This window comes from Pseudomonas sp. MF4836 (assembly GCF_002018875.1).
GTDB lineage: Bacteria > Pseudomonadota > Gammaproteobacteria > Pseudomonadales > Pseudomonadaceae > Aquipseudomonas.
Genome location: NZ_MVOL01000003.1, coordinates 374,630 through 388,540 on the forward strand (window position 1 = coordinate 374,630; position 13,911 = coordinate 388,540).

The following is a 13,911-nucleotide window of genomic DNA, read 5'->3' on the forward strand; positions in this document are numbered from 1 at the left end:
GCGTTGAGTTTGGCATAGAACCCTTATGGCACGAAAGACCGCGCAACCAGACAGCGAGGTGTCCGCCGCGCGCAGTCTTCGCTATAATCCGCGACCTGCCCACGCCGCAGGCTCGCCGAGCACATGTTGATTCCGGTCTGGGCCGCCATTATCCCGGTCTACACAGGGCCTGAAAGGATCGCGCAATGTTTGAAAACTTAACCGACCGTCTCTCGCAGACGCTGCGCCATGTCACCGGCAAGGCCAAGCTGACCGAGGACAACATCAAAGACACCCTGCGTGAAGTGCGCATGGCGTTGCTCGAAGCCGACGTCGCCCTGCCGGTGGTCAAGGACTTCGTCAACTCGGTGAAGGAGCGTGCGGTCGGCACCGAAGTGTCGCGCAGCCTGACACCGGGCCAGGCCTTCGTGAAGATCGTCCAGGCCGAACTCGAAAGCCTGATGGGCGCGGCCAACGAGGACCTTAACCTCAGCGCCGTACCGCCTGCCGTGGTGTTGATGGCCGGTTTGCAGGGCGCGGGTAAAACCACCACCGCCGGTAAACTCGCGCGCTTCCTTAAAGAGCGCAAAAAGAAATCGGTGATGGTGGTGTCCGCCGACGTTTATCGTCCGGCAGCCATCAAACAGCTGGAAATGCTCGCAGGCGAAGTCGGTGTCACCTTCTTCCCGTCCGACCTGAGCCAGAAGCCGGTCGATATCGCGCAAGCAGCTATTAAAGAAGCAAAACTCAAATTCATCGACGTGGTAATCGTCGATACCGCCGGTCGCCTGCACATCGATGAAGAGATGATGGGTGAGATCAAGGCCCTGCACGCCGCGATCAACCCGGTAGAAACCCTGTTCGTGGTCGACGCCATGACCGGCCAGGACGCCGCCAACACGGCCAAGGCGTTTGGCGATGCACTGCCGCTGACCGGTGTGATCCTGACCAAGGTCGACGGCGATGCCCGGGGTGGTGCCGCGCTCTCGGTGCGGGCCATTACCGGCAAGCCGATCAAGTTCATCGGTATGGGCGAGAAGAGCGAAGCGCTCGAGCCGTTCCACCCCGAGCGTATCGCTTCGCGGATCCTCGGCATGGGCGACGTGCTCAGCCTGATCGAGCAGGCTGAAGCGACCCTCGACAAGGACAAGGCCGACAAACTGGCCAAGAAGCTGAAGAAGGGCAAGGGCTTCGACCTCGAAGACTTCCGTGATCAGCTGCAACAGATGAAGAACATGGGCGGCCTCGGCGGCCTCATGGACAAGCTGCCGAATATCGGTGGCGTCAACCTGGCGCAAATGGGCAATGCCCAGGGTGCGGCAGAGAAGCAATTCAAGCAGATGGAAGCCATCATCAATTCCATGACCCCGGCCGAGCGCCGCGACCCTGAGCTGATCAGCGGTTCGCGCAAGCGTCGGATCGCCATGGGCTCCGGCACCCAGGTGCAGGACATCGGTCGCTTGATCAAGCAGCACAAGCAGATGCAGAAGATGATGAAGAAGTTCTCCGCCAAGGGCGGAATGGCCAAAATGATGCGCGGCATGGGCGGAATGTTGCCCGGCGGCGGCATGCCGAAGATGTAAAGAATCCGCGTCGGCAGTCATGCCGGCGCTTTCCACGGGGACGTGGAATCTCCAGCAAACCCGCACTTGGGGGCGCTGACCAGCCGTTGTTCGCAATGGCTCCATAGCAAATCTGGATGGCGAGCCGATAGGCGCCGGAAAAAGACATTTGCAAAAGTCCGGATATTCCTTAGAATATGCGGCCTTTCGGGCACCTATGCCCGCTGTGCATTTAGATTTGCAGCACCGACTACAGGAACGATGTTCACATGCTAACAATCCGTCTTGCCCTTGGCGGCTCCAAAAAGCGCCCGTTTTACCACTTGACCGTGACCGACAGCCGTAACCCACGCGACGGTTCGCACAAAGAACAAGTTGGTTTCTTCAACCCGATCGCTCGTGGTCAAGAAGTCCGCCTGTCCGTGAACCAAGAGCGCGTAGCCTACTGGCTGAGCGTTGGTGCACAACCTTCTGAGCGCGTTGCTCAGTTGTTGAAGGATGCATCTAAGGCTGCGGCCTGAGCAATATGAACGCGACGCCTGCCATTGCTGATGATTTGATCGTTATCGGCAAGATTTATTCTGTTCATGGCGTTCGCGGCGAAGTGAAGGTTTATTCCTTTACTGATCCAACCGAAAACCTGTTGCAGTACAAAACCTGGACGCTCAAGCGCGAGGGTAGTGTGAAACAGGTCGAGCTGGTCAGTGGACGCGGGAGCGATAAGTTCCTGGTCGCAAAGCTCAAGGGTCTTGATGATCGTGAAGAAGCTCGTCTTCTGGCTGGTTATGTGATCTGCGTGCCGCGCAACCTGTTCCCTGAATTGACCGACGGCGAGTACTACTGGTACCAACTGGAAGGTCTGAAGGTTATTGATCAACTTGGGCAATTGCTCGGGAAAATCGATCATCTTCTGGAAACCGGCGCCAATGATGTAATGGTGGTCAAGCCTTGCGCTGGCAGCCTGGATGACCGTGAACGCTTGTTGCCCTATACCGGGCAATGCGTGTTGGCCGTCGACCTGGCAGCGGGCGAGATGAAGGTGGAATGGGACGCGGACTTCTAAGCGTGGCTAATTTGCGCGTTGAAGTGATCAGTTTGTTTCCCGAGATGTTTTCCGCCATCAGCGAGTACGGCATCACCAGTCGTGCGGTGAAACAGGGGCTGTTGCAGCTCACCTGTTGGAATCCGCGAGACTACACGACGGATCGACATCACACTGTGGACGATCGCCCATTTGGCGGTGGCCCGGGCATGGTGATGAAGATCAAGCCCCTGGAAGATGCTCTGGTTCAGGCCAAGGCAGCAGCCGGGGAGGCGGCGAAGGTTATTTACCTGTCCCCCCAAGGCCGTCAACTGACTCAGTCGGCGGTACGCGAGTTGGCGAATGAGGATGCACTGATCCTGATTGCCGGCCGCTATGAAGGCATTGACGAGCGTTTTATTGAAGCTCATGTCGATGAAGAGTGGTCGATTGGCGACTATGTACTCTCCGGTGGCGAGCTGCCGGCGATGGTCCTGATAGATGCGGTTACACGACTGCTGCCTGGAGCTTTAGGGCATGCGGACTCCGCTGAGGAAGATTCCTTTACGGACGGTCTGCTTGATTGCCCGCATTACACCCGACCGGAGGTGTATGCGGATCAGCGTGTTCCCGACGTGTTGCTAAGTGGCAACCACGCACACATCCGGCGTTGGCGTTTACAGCAGTCCCTTGGTCGGACCTTTGAACGACGCGCCGATCTTCTGGAAAGCCGCTCGCTTTCTGGAGAAGAGAAGAAGCTGCTCGAGGAATACATCCGCGAGCGGGACGATAGTTAACAACGTATCGATGGTAAGTCAGACGATTTACCTTAGGAGCACAGCATGACTAACAAAATCATTCTTGCACTCGAAGCAGAGCAGATGACCAAAGAGATCCCTACCTTTGCCCCGGGCGACACTATTGTCGTTCAGGTGAAAGTGAAGGAAGGCGACCGTTCGCGTCTGCAAGCGTTCGAAGGCGTCGTAATCGCCAAGCGTAACCGTGGTGTGAACAGTGCTTTCACTGTTCGTAAAATCTCCAACGGTGTTGGCGTAGAGCGTACTTTCCAGACCTACAGCCCGCAAATCGACAGCATGGCTGTTAAGCGTCGCGGTGACGTACGTAAAGCCAAGCTGTACTACCTGCGTGACCTGTCGGGTAAAGCAGCTCGCATCAAGGAAAAACTGGCTTAAGTCCAGCTTCCGATGCAGAAAAAGCAGCCTACGGGCTGCTTTTTTATTGCCTGGCATTTAGCGCCCTGAGGGATTCAGCAGGGCGCAGACGGTATTGGCGATCCTCTCCAGCAGCACCTCGTCATACGGCAGCCAGGGCAGGGCAGCCAACTTGCCACTTTGCGCCGCCAACGCCACATCCGCCGGCGCTCCGTCGCGCGACACGCGCCCGGTGACCAGGTGCACCGCGTAATCCCCGACCCGCACATGACGCCCATCCATCGCCACCTTGCCTTCCTCGATCAGCGGGGCGAAGGCCGTGCTCAGTACCTGTCGGCGCATCAGCGTCATCTGGTTGAGCTTATGTCCAGACAGAAGCTCCAGGCGTTGCTCCCTCTTGCCTGGGGGCATTGGGCTGATGGGCTCGCCAGCGGTGTTCTGCGTCAGCTCCTCGATGGCGAAACTGCTGATGCTGACCAGTAGATCGATGGCCCGGCAGGCTTCTGAAAATACCTGTGGCGGCACATTTTTCAGCAGCACGGGCCGCCAGTGTTTCTCGCTACGCCGGGCGAAATGTACGGCGCCGGACAGGCAGTGGCCCTGCAGGCCCGGGTAGAGTTCGGCTCCCACTTCGAAGGTGACCCGGATATCCCCCAGGTTCCGGTTCAGGCCGCCGTCGCGGTCGATCTTCCAGCCTTCGCGACGCGCCAGGCCGATCAGCGGGCGGATGGACAGGCTGTGTCCGGCGAATACCTGGCTGGCGTGGCTCTCCAGTTCCTCTGCCGGCGGCAGGTAGAACTCGCGAAACACCTGGCGCAGTGGCTGCTTGATCCGGCGTTCGATGATCAGGCGTTGCCAGGCCTGGCGTTCCGCTGCGCCGGCGGACAATGGATGCCACAGCGAAATCCGGCCCCCGACCTCCAGTGTCAGCGGCTGACCATGGGCATCAACCGCATGGGCGTTGGCGTTCAGCACAAAGCTGCGACCTGGCCCCTGGTCCTGATGGGCAACCCATATCAGTGAGCGGGCAAAGGGCGCGCCCACGGCGGAGTCCGCCAGTTGCGCTCGCCAGTCGCTAAAAGACAGCTCAAAGGGCTGCCACAGCCCGGACTCCAGGCAACTGGCCAGGAGTGCGTGCTGGGCCTTGCCGGGCGCGGTGGTCGGTGCCAGGCGCAGGGCGATTTCGGGGCGTTGTGCCAGGCCGCGTTCGGCAGGCTTGAGGTTGCGCGTGAGTTTTTTCTGGACGCTGGCATGCCGCACCAGGCTCAAGGCGCTGCGCAGAGCCTGCACACTTTCCGGAGTGGGGACCTGCTCGATGCAGTGACCCAGGGCGATGGCCAGGGATTGCGACGGCGCGGTCTTGGCCTGGGTCGGGGCGACGCAGGCCTTGGGCAGCAAGCTGTCCATCAGCGGCGGCAGCCACGGGGCATCGCGCATTAACGCGACCCGGGCAGCTCGGGCGATCACCGGCGTGTCATCGATGGTGAAGGCGCCATCGGCCACATAGGGCGTGTGACCGCTGTGGATATCTTCCAGGCGCCGGGCGGCGAGGTTGAGGATGTGCTGCGAGAACTCGACGTACACGGCGTCCCCCATCAGCACCCAGGCGGGGTCGGCGCTCAGGTGGTGATGACCGGTCCAGTAGTCGCTGCCGGCAAGGGCCAGCCGTGATTGTGGCTCCAGGTGCTCAAGCAGCTCGAATTCCTGTCGGGCATAGGGCGCATTGGCGTAACGCTCTTGCACGCAACGTCGCAGCGCGGCCTGGGCTTCTTCATCGACCCACTGCGTCAGGACGTAGGCCTGATGGTAATTCGCCGCCCAGTGCGCAGAGGGTTCATCGAGGATCCTGCGCAGCTCGCTGGCCAATGCGGCGCTCGGCTGGTCGGTGGCATAAGCCAGTTGCTCCACTGCCTCCTGCCAGTTCAGGCAAGTTCGCAGGGCCTCCAGCAGGGTGCCTTGATCGAGAGTCGGGCTCAGTTCCAGCTGCGTGACCTGTTGCAGGATCGAGGTCGCCATCTGTTGCGCAGCCGGGTTTGCATAGTCGCGCAGGGCCCGGCGGATAGCCGGCCAGAGGCTGCCCAGTTGAGCGGGTGTCAGGGGGCTGATATCGATCGGTGCGCCAACAAAGGCTGGATGATCCGGTCTGTCGGTGCTCAGGCGTTGCAGCAGGTGCTCGACGAGCAAGGGCGTGGGCAGGGCATCCATGGCGCAGGGTCTCCTTTTTCGGTGCGCGGATAATCGCATTTTTTTGTGGCTGAGCGTCGCCTCTGGCGTATCGCGGGTTCTATCGGCCCCAGGCGGGCGGCGATATACTCGCCGCCCCAATAAAGTGTGATCGCCCGAGCCATGCAGCCTGCATGGGCCAGAGGGTGCGTCACATCCTCCCGGCGGCCCCGGCCTGTTGTTATCCACAGGCGGGCGGCCACCCCGTTGTTCCCATCGAGCCCCTGGTCGCTGCCGTGCAGCGCTCATCGGCCCTTTATGCCCGCAGCGTGCCCATGCGCGGATCGACCCATTCAGGCAGTAGACCCATGACCCTTCGTGAGCAAGAAATCCAGCGCCGTACCGAGCTGTCGGTCACCCGTGTGACCAAGGCGGTCTTCCCCTCCACCACCAACCACCACAACACCCTGTTCGGAGGCACGGCCCTGGCCTGGATGGACGAAGTGTCGTTTATCGCCGCGACCCGTTTCTGCCGCCTGCCGCTGGTGACCGTGTCCACCGATCGCATCGACTTCAACCACCCGATTGCCGCCGGCTCGATCGTCGAGCTGGTGGGACGGGTGGTGAAAGTGGGGAATACCAGCCTCAAGGTCGAGGTTGAGGTGTTTGTCGAAAGCATGAGTTGCGATGGGCGTGAAAAGGCCATTCACGGCCTGTTCAGCTTTGTTGCGATTGACGAAGACAAACGCCCGGTCCCGGTGCTGCCGGGTTTTGCCGCCTGAGTAACGACTCAGGCGCTGTCCTTCTCGATCAGCGCCAGCAAGGTCCAGCCGGCAGTCGGTTGCAATGCGCTCTCTGGCGTGACCACGTGCACCCAGCCGCTGCTATCGCGGGCGAAGAGCAGGGTCGCGCGTTCGCCGTGCAGGGTCTGGTAGTCGTCCCAGGTGAACCCGGTGGTCAGGTGGGTGCTGTAAAGCTCGGCGCCCTGGTTCAGCAGGCTGGCCAGCCTGTTGTAGGTCAGGGTTTCACTGCCCAGCAGGTGCCCGCGGTGCTCAAGGCTGGCGCGGTGTTTGTCGGTGCGACGGTTTTCCAGGCCGCTGGTCAGGGTGAACAGGCGCTGGTGGCCGAAGTCGTGGCGAAAGCGCATGGCGGCCACGGCATTCAGCTCGCCGGCGGGAGACAGCGCCAGCAGGTGGCCGAGGCCGACCAGGTCCAGGTGAGCGTCGGCATGTTGTGAGGCCGGGTTGCCGAAGTAGGTCGGCAGGCCGTCCATGCGGGCGGCGCGGATGTTCTCCCAGTTGGAGTCGGTGAGCAGTACCCGGCTGCCCAGTTGCTGCAGGGCTTTGCCGATGGTTCGCGCGGGCGTGTTGGCGCCGACGATCAGAAAGCCGCTGGGCGCCGGCTCCGCGACTTTCAGCAGGCGCGCCAGTGGGCGTGCGGTGGCGCTTTGCAGGACCACGGTGCCAATGATCACGGCAAAGGTCAGCGGCACCAGCAGCAAGGCGCCTTCGTGGCCGGCCTGGTCGAGGCGGATGGCGAAGATTGCCGATACGGCTGCGGCGACGATGCCCCTGGGGGCAATCCAGCAGAGCAGGGCGCGCTCGCGCCAGTTGAGGCTTGAGCCGGCGGTGGACAGCATGACGTTCAGCGGGCGGGCGATGAACTGGATCACCAGCAGCAGAATCAGCACCAGTGGCCCGAGGGCGATCAGTGCCTGCAGGTCCAGGCGCGCCGCCAGCAGAATGAACAGGCCGGAAATCAGCAGCACGCTGAGGTTTTCCTTGAAGTGCAGGATCTGCCGCACATCGACGCCCTTCATATTGGCCAGCCACATGCCCATCACCGTCACCGCCAGCAGGCCCGACTCGTGCATCACTTGGTTGGCGGCAATGAAAATCCCCAGCACCGTGGCCAGGGTGGCGAGGTTGTGCAGATATTCCGGCAGCCATTGATGACGCATGACACTGCCCAGGGCCCAGCCGCCGCCGATACCGAACAGGCTGCCGCACAGGATCACGCCGCCAAAGGTCATCAGGCTGTGGCTCAGGCCGTCGCCGGATGCGCTGGCAATGATGAAGCTGTAGACCACCACCGCCAGCAGGGCGCCGATGGGGTCGATGACAATTCCTTCCCAGCGCAGGATGTTGGCGATCGAGGCCCGGGGGCGCACCACCCGTAACATCGGCACGATCACTGTGGGTCCGGTGACCAGGGTCAGGGTTCCGAACAGCAGGGCCAGCATCCAGTCGAAGCCCAGCAGCCAATGGGTTGCCAGACTGATCACGGCCCAGGTCGAAAGGGCGCCGATGGTCACCAGGCGCCGCACGACTCGGCCGATTTCGTGCCACTCGGAAAGGCGCAGGGTCAGGCTGCCTTCAAACAGGATCAGCGCCACCGCCAGCGACACCATGGGCATCAGCAGCGGGCCGAACAGCTCTTGCGGGTCGAGCCAGCCGAGCAGCGGGCCGGCGAGGATCCCGCTCAGCAGCAGGAACAGGATGGCCGGCAGCTTCAGGCGCCAGGCCAGCCATTGGCAGCCCAGGGCAGCGACGCCGATGCCGCCGATGGCCAGCAGTATCTGTTGTTCGTTCATTGAAGCTCCCTGTTCCTTGAAATAGCCGGCTATGAAAGACTAGCGACCCTCAGCACAGTTCACTATTTATTTAAGCGCGGCCTTTGGCCTGCGCCTTTCGAGTATTTATGGCCGCCATCGACCATCCCCTGATCGACCGTTTTCTCGATGCGCTGTGGCTGGAAAAAGGCCTGTCGGACAACACCCGCGATGCCTATCGCAGTGACCTGGCGCTGTTCAACGGCTGGTTGCAGGAGCAAGGGCTGGAGCTGCCCAATGCCGGGCGCGAGCTGATCCTCGATCACCTGGCCTGGCGCGTCGAGCAGGCGTACAAGCCGCGTTCCACCGCGCGTTTTCTATCCGGGGTGCGGGGCTTCTACCGTTACTTGCTGCGGGAAAAACTGATCGCCGTCGACCCGACCCTGCAAGTCGACATGCCGCAACTCGGCCGGCCGCTGCCCAAGTCGCTGTCGGAAGCGGATGTCGAAGCCCTGCTGGCCGCGCCGGACTTGAGCGATGCCATCGGCCAGCGCGACCGCGCCATGCTCGAAGTGCTGTATGCCTGCGGCTTGCGGGTCACTGAATTGATCAGCCTGACCCTGGAACAGGTCAACCTGCGCCAGGGCGTGTTGCGGGTGATGGGCAAGGGCAGCAAGGAGCGCCTGGTGCCCATGGGCGAGGAGTCGATTGTCTGGGTCGAGCGCTATATGCGCGATGCCCGGGGCGAGTTGCTCGGCGGACGGCCCAGCGATGTGCTGTTCCCCAGTCAGCGCGGTGAGCAGATGACCCGCCAGACCTTCTGGCATCGCATCAAGCACCAGGCCAAGGTCGCCGGGATCGGTAAGTCGCTGTCGCCCCACACCTTGCGCCATGCCTTTGCCACCCACCTGCTCAACCATGGCGCCGACCTGCGCGTGGTGCAGATGTTGCTGGGGCACAGCGACCTCTCGACCACCCAGATCTACACCCATGTGGCCCGCGCCCGCCTGCAGGATCTGCATGCCCGGCATCATCCGCGCGGCTGATCGATAACCGACCGCTGCCAACGCTCTTGCGTCAGCTGTAGTCGGCCCCTGCGGGCATATGTGATAGGCTTTGCCGGTTTGCAAAGTGGGCGGTTATGACCCGGTGTTCCAGTACGGGCGTTCTACCCGTCCCATTTGTCCGCCTCCAGGAGTTCCCATGCGCGTGACCCAGATTATCGCCGCCGCAGCCATTGCGTTGGTCAGTACCTTTGCCGTTGCCGATGACGGCGCTGAAAAAGCCATTCGCAAGAGCCTTGAAAGCCTGCAGCTTGAAGTGCCGGTGGAAAGCATCACCCTCAGCCCGCTGCCCGGTCTGTACGAAGTCAAGCTCAAGGGCAGCCGCGTGCTGTACGCCAGCGCCGACGGCCAGTTCGTGATGCAGGGTTACCTGTTTCAGCTCAAGGACGGCAAGCCGGTCAATCTGACCGAAAAAACCGAGCGCCTGGGCATTTCCAAATTGATCAACGGCATTCCTGTTGCGGAAACCGTGGTTTACCCGGCCATCGGCGAAACCAAGACCCACATCACCGTCTTTACCGACACCACCTGCCCTTACTGCCACAAGCTGCACGCCGAAGTGCCCGAGCTGAACAAGCTGGGTATCGAAGTGCGTTATGTTGCGTTCCCGCGTCAGGGTCTTGGCTCGCCGGGCGACGAGCAGTTGCAGGCGGTCTGGTGTTCGGCGGATAAAAAAGCCGCCATGGACAAGATGACTGACGGCAAGGAAGTCAAGGCGGCCAAGTGCGCCAACCCGGTTTCCAAGCAGTTTGCCCTGGGCCAGTCGATTGGTGTGAACGGTACGCCGGCCATCGTTTTGGCTGATGGCCAGGTGATTCCGGGCTACCAGCCTGCGCCACAAGTCGCCAAACTGGCGCTGGGTGCGAAATAATCCTGCGTCGTCGAGCCTTTGACGATCATGGCGTGGCGCTTTCGGTCGCTGCGTCATTAATAGAGAGCCGCGCGGTCTGCGGCTGATTTCCACGGCCGACCTTGAGTCGGCCGTTTTATGGGGAGTTCAAAGTGAATCCGGTCAAAGTAGGCATCTGTGGGCTGGGTACCGTCGGTGGCGGCACCCTCAACGTACTTCAGCGTAACGCCGAGGAGATTGCCCGCCGTGCCGGGCGTGGAATCGAAGTGGCACAAATTGCCATGCGTACGCCAAAGCCTCAGTTCCAGACGACCGGTATTGCGATTACCAACGATGTCTTCGCCGTGGCCACCAACCCTGAAATCGATATCGTCATCGAGTTGATGGGTGGCTACACCGTGGCCCGCGAGCTGGTGCTCAAGGCCATCGAAAACGGCAAGCACGTGGTTACCGCGAACAAGGCGCTGATTGCCGTCCACGGCAATGAAATCTTCGCCAAGGCCCGTGAAAAGGGCGTGATCGTCGCCTTTGAAGCTGCAGTGGCCGGCGGTATCCCGGTGATCAAGGCGATTCGTGAAGGCCTGTCAGCCAACCGCATCAACTGGGTGGCCGGGATCATCAACGGCACCGGTAACTTCATCCTCACCGAAATGCGCGAGAAGGGCCGTACCTTCGAAGACGTGCTGGCCGAAGCCCAGGCCCTGGGCTATGCCGAAGCCGATCCGACCTTTGACGTCGAAGGCATCGATGCGGCGCACAAGCTGACCATCCTGGCGTCCATCGCCTTTGGTATCCCGCTGCAATTCGACAAGGCCTACACCGAAGGCATCACCAAGCTGACCACCGCCGACGTGAACTACGCCGAGGCCCTGGGCTACCGCATCAAGCACCTGGGCGTGGCGCGCAGCACCGCTGCCGGCATCGAGTTGCGCGTGCACCCGACACTGATCCCGGCTGATCGCCTGATCGCCAATGTCAACGGCGTGATGAACGCCGTGATGGTCAATGGCGACGCCGCCGGTTCGACCCTGTTCTACGGCGCTGGCGCCGGCATGGAGCCGACCGCTTCGTCGGTGATCGCCGACCTGGTGGACGTGGTTCGTGCCATGACCAGCGACCCGGAAAACCGCGTGCCGCACCTGGCCTTCCAGCCGGACTCGTTGTCGGCCCACCCGATCCTGCCGATCGAGGCCTGCGAAAGCGCCTACTACCTGCGGATCCAGGCCAAGGATCATCCTGGCGTGCTGGCCCAGGTGGCGAGCATTCTGTCGGAGCGCGGCATCAACATCGAATCGATCATGCAGAAAGAAGTCGAAGAGCATGACGGCCTGGTGCCGATGATCCTGCTGACCCACCGCGTGGTGGAACAGCGCATCAACGATGCGATCAACGCCCTGGAAGCCCTGCAGGGTGTCGTGGGTCCGGTGGTCCGCATCCGTGTCGAACATCTGAATTAACAGCAGCTGCAAGCCTCAGGCTTCAAGCTGCAAGTGAGAGCAGAGCCGCTTTTCACTTGTCGCTTGCAGCTTGCAGCTTGTAGCTCAAACCGAAGGTTTGCTCCTATGCGCTATATCAGTACTCGTGGCCAGGCACCGGCCCTGAATTTCGAAGATGTGCTGCTGGCAGGTTTGGCCAGTGATGGTGGTCTCTATGTGCCGGAGTGCCTGCCACGCTTCACCCAGGAAGAAATCGCCTCCTGGGCCGGCCTGCCGTATCACGAGCTGGCGTTCCGGGTCATGCGCCCGTTCGTTGCAGGCAGCATTCCGGATGCGGATTTCAAGAAGATCCTGGAAGAGACCTACGGTGTGTTTTCCCACAGCGCCATCGCCCCATTGCGTCAGCTGAATGGCAATGAATGGGTCCTGGAGCTGTTCCATGGCCCGACCCTGGCGTTCAAGGACTTCGCCCTGCAACTGTTGGGTCGCCTGCTCGATTACGTGCTGGCCAAGCGTGGCGAGCGCGTGGTGATCATCGGCGCGACCTCCGGTGATACCGGCTCGGCGGCGATTGAAGGCTGCAAGCATTGCGAAAACGTCGACATCTTTATCCTGCACCCGCACAAGCGTGTGTCGGAAGTGCAGCGTCGGCAGATGACGACCATCTTTGGCGAGAACATCCACAACATCGCCATCGAAGGCAACTTCGACGACTGCCAGGAAATGGTCAAGAACAGCTTCGCTGACCAGGGCTTCCTCAAGGGCACGCGGCTGGTGGCGGTGAACTCGATCAACTGGGCGCGGATCATGGCTCAGATCGTCTATTACTTCCACGCAGCTCTGCAGTTGGGCGGCCCGGCACGTTCGGTGGCGTTCTCGGTGCCGACCGGCAACTTCGGCGACATCTTTGCCGGTTACCTGGCGCGCAACATGGGCTTGCCGATCAACCAGTTGATCGTCGCCACCAACCGCAACGACATTCTGCACCGCTTCATGAGCGGCAATCAGTACGTCAAGGAAACCCTGCACGCGACCCTGTCGCCGTCCATGGACATCATGGTCTCGTCGAACTTCGAGCGTCTGCTGTTCGACCTGCACGGTCGCAACGGCGCGGCCATCGCCGGCCTGATGGACAGCTTCAAGCAGGGTGGTGGTTTCAGCGTTGAAGAAGAGCGCTGGACCGAAGCCCGCAAGCTGTTCGATTCTCTGGCCGTGGATGACGCACAGACCTGCGAGACCATCGCTGAAGTCTTCGCCCAGTGCGGCGAGCTGCTGGACCCGCACACCGCCATCGGCGTGAAAGCGGCCCGCGAGTGTCGTCGCAGCCTGGATACGCCGATGGTGATCCTCGGTACCGCACACCCGGTCAAGTTCCCGGAAGCGGTGGAGAAGGCCGGTGTTGGCAAGGCCCTTGAGCTGCCGGCGCACCTGTCCGATCTGTTCGAGCGCGAGGAGCGCTGCACGGTCCTGGCCAACGACCTGAAAGCGGTCCAGGGGTTTGTCAGCCAGCACGGTAACCGCGGCAAGCCGCTCTGATCGAGCAGGCTGCGCAGCTCTTGAAGCCCGTCTGATGACGGGCTTTTTTGTGGTTGTCGCCCAGGCGGATTGTGCCGATGGGAACCGGTCTGTGTTTTATCCTTGTCATCTTTGCCGTGCATGCTCGCAAGACTCGGGTCGGCATGACCTGGGGCCTGCTGACGAACTTTCTTCTCGGGCCGGTGGTCACTTATTGTGGACACGCCCTAAAGCACTGTGTTTTCGGACTATTGAGTGGTGATCGAGATGGAAAGTATCAGCCTATTGCTGGGTGAAGCTTTGAGCCCGTATCAGGTAACTCTGACCCCGTCGGGTGCCCATGGCGAATGCCTGGTGACCTTGAAAAATGTGCAGGGCGCCATCGTGCTCGAACGTGAGATCAATCAGGCGCAGTTGACTGACAAGCGCCTGTTGACCGATGTCGTTGATGGCCTGCACCGAGATTTGTTGATTGCCGAAGGGCGTCTGGAACCCTGCGTGATTGCAGCCTTGCGCAATGCGGCGCAAGAAAAGGCCTTCGACAGAAGGCCCTGATTTAACTTTTTGCGGAACCTTCCTGCCCCAGGGTCGTCAGACC

At 61.3% G+C, this 13,911-nt stretch carries 13 protein-coding genes; 11 read left to right on the forward strand and 2 right to left on the reverse strand.

What is annotated here, in order from left to right; genetic code table 11:
• Positions 1–185 precede the first annotated feature (185 nt).
• The 5 genes from ffh (at position 186) to rplS (ending at position 3,755) form a co-directional block, all read left to right on the forward strand.
• Positions 186–1,562, forward strand: coding sequence for a signal recognition particle protein (ffh, locus tag MF4836_RS08490; RefSeq protein ID WP_003209589.1), 1,377 nt, complete (start codon positions 186–188; stop codon positions 1,560–1,562).
• A gap of 248 nt (positions 1,563–1,810) precedes the next feature.
• Positions 1,811–2,062, forward strand: coding sequence for a 30S ribosomal protein S16 (gene rpsP, locus MF4836_RS08495; protein ID WP_003209587.1), 252 nt, complete (start codon positions 1,811–1,813; stop codon positions 2,060–2,062).
• A gap of 5 nt (positions 2,063–2,067) precedes the next feature.
• Positions 2,068–2,604 carry a ribosome maturation factor RimM gene (gene rimM, locus MF4836_RS08500; RefSeq protein ID WP_078469963.1) on the forward strand — a complete coding sequence of 179 codons (537 nt, stop codon included), beginning with the start codon at positions 2,068–2,070 and terminating at the stop codon, positions 2,602–2,604.
• Positions 2,586–3,359 (forward strand): tRNA (guanosine(37)-N1)-methyltransferase TrmD, encoded by a 774-nt coding sequence (gene trmD, locus MF4836_RS08505; RefSeq protein WP_177326797.1) that lies wholly within the window; start codon positions 2,586–2,588, stop codon positions 3,357–3,359. The genes rimM and trmD overlap by 19 nt, the downstream gene beginning before the upstream one ends.
• Positions 3,360–3,404: 45 nt before the next feature.
• A complete protein-coding gene (gene rplS, locus MF4836_RS08510) occupies positions 3,405–3,755 on the forward strand; it encodes a 50S ribosomal protein L19 (protein ID WP_003175895.1) in 351 nt (116 codons plus the stop codon).
• Positions 3,756–3,812: 57 nt separating this feature from the next.
• On the opposite strand, the gene MF4836_RS08515 is transcribed toward rplS, so the two are convergent.
• A complete protein-coding gene (locus MF4836_RS08515) occupies positions 3,813–5,939 on the reverse strand; it encodes a DUF4132 domain-containing protein (RefSeq protein ID WP_078469964.1) in 2,127 nt (708 codons plus the stop codon).
• A gap of 326 nt (positions 5,940–6,265) precedes the next feature.
• On the opposite strand from MF4836_RS08515, the gene MF4836_RS08520 reads away from it, so the two are divergent.
• On the forward strand, positions 6,266–6,679 hold the full coding sequence (locus tag MF4836_RS08520; protein WP_020298979.1) for an acyl-CoA thioesterase: 414 nt from the start codon (positions 6,266–6,268) through the stop codon (positions 6,677–6,679).
• An 8-nt stretch (positions 6,680–6,687) separates the two neighbouring features.
• Here the strand turns inward: MF4836_RS08520 and MF4836_RS08525 are convergent, their stop codons facing one another.
• The gene (locus MF4836_RS08525; RefSeq protein ID WP_078469965.1) at positions 6,688–8,490 is read right to left on the reverse strand and encodes a cation:proton antiporter; all 1,803 of its coding nucleotides are present in this window, start codon (positions 8,488–8,490) and stop codon (positions 6,688–6,690) included.
• 107 nt (positions 8,491–8,597) lie between these two features.
• Between MF4836_RS08525 and xerD the strand changes: the two genes are divergently transcribed.
• The 5 genes from xerD to MF4836_RS08550 all read left to right on the forward strand — a co-directional run bounded on the left by xerD (position 8,598) and on the right by MF4836_RS08550 (position 13,868).
• A complete protein-coding gene (gene xerD / locus MF4836_RS08530) occupies positions 8,598–9,494 on the forward strand; it encodes a site-specific tyrosine recombinase XerD (RefSeq protein WP_078469966.1) in 897 nt (298 codons plus the stop codon).
• A gap of 157 nt (positions 9,495–9,651) precedes the next feature.
• Positions 9,652–10,383 carry a thioredoxin fold domain-containing protein gene (locus MF4836_RS08535; RefSeq protein WP_078469967.1) on the forward strand — a complete coding sequence of 244 codons (732 nt, stop codon included), beginning with the start codon at positions 9,652–9,654 and terminating at the stop codon, positions 10,381–10,383.
• Positions 10,384–10,514: 131 nt separating this feature from the next.
• On the forward strand, positions 10,515–11,819 hold the full coding sequence (locus MF4836_RS08540) for a homoserine dehydrogenase (protein WP_020298983.1): 1,305 nt from the start codon (positions 10,515–10,517) through the stop codon (positions 11,817–11,819).
• Positions 11,820–11,924: 105 nt separating this feature from the next.
• On the forward strand, positions 11,925–13,334 hold the full coding sequence (gene thrC / locus MF4836_RS08545; protein ID WP_020298984.1) for a threonine synthase: 1,410 nt from the start codon (positions 11,925–11,927) through the stop codon (positions 13,332–13,334).
• Between the two features lie 246 nt (positions 13,335–13,580).
• On the forward strand, positions 13,581–13,868 hold the full coding sequence (locus MF4836_RS08550; protein WP_020298985.1) for a DUF3509 domain-containing protein: 288 nt from the start codon (positions 13,581–13,583) through the stop codon (positions 13,866–13,868).
• Positions 13,869–13,911: the final 43 nt, after the last annotated feature.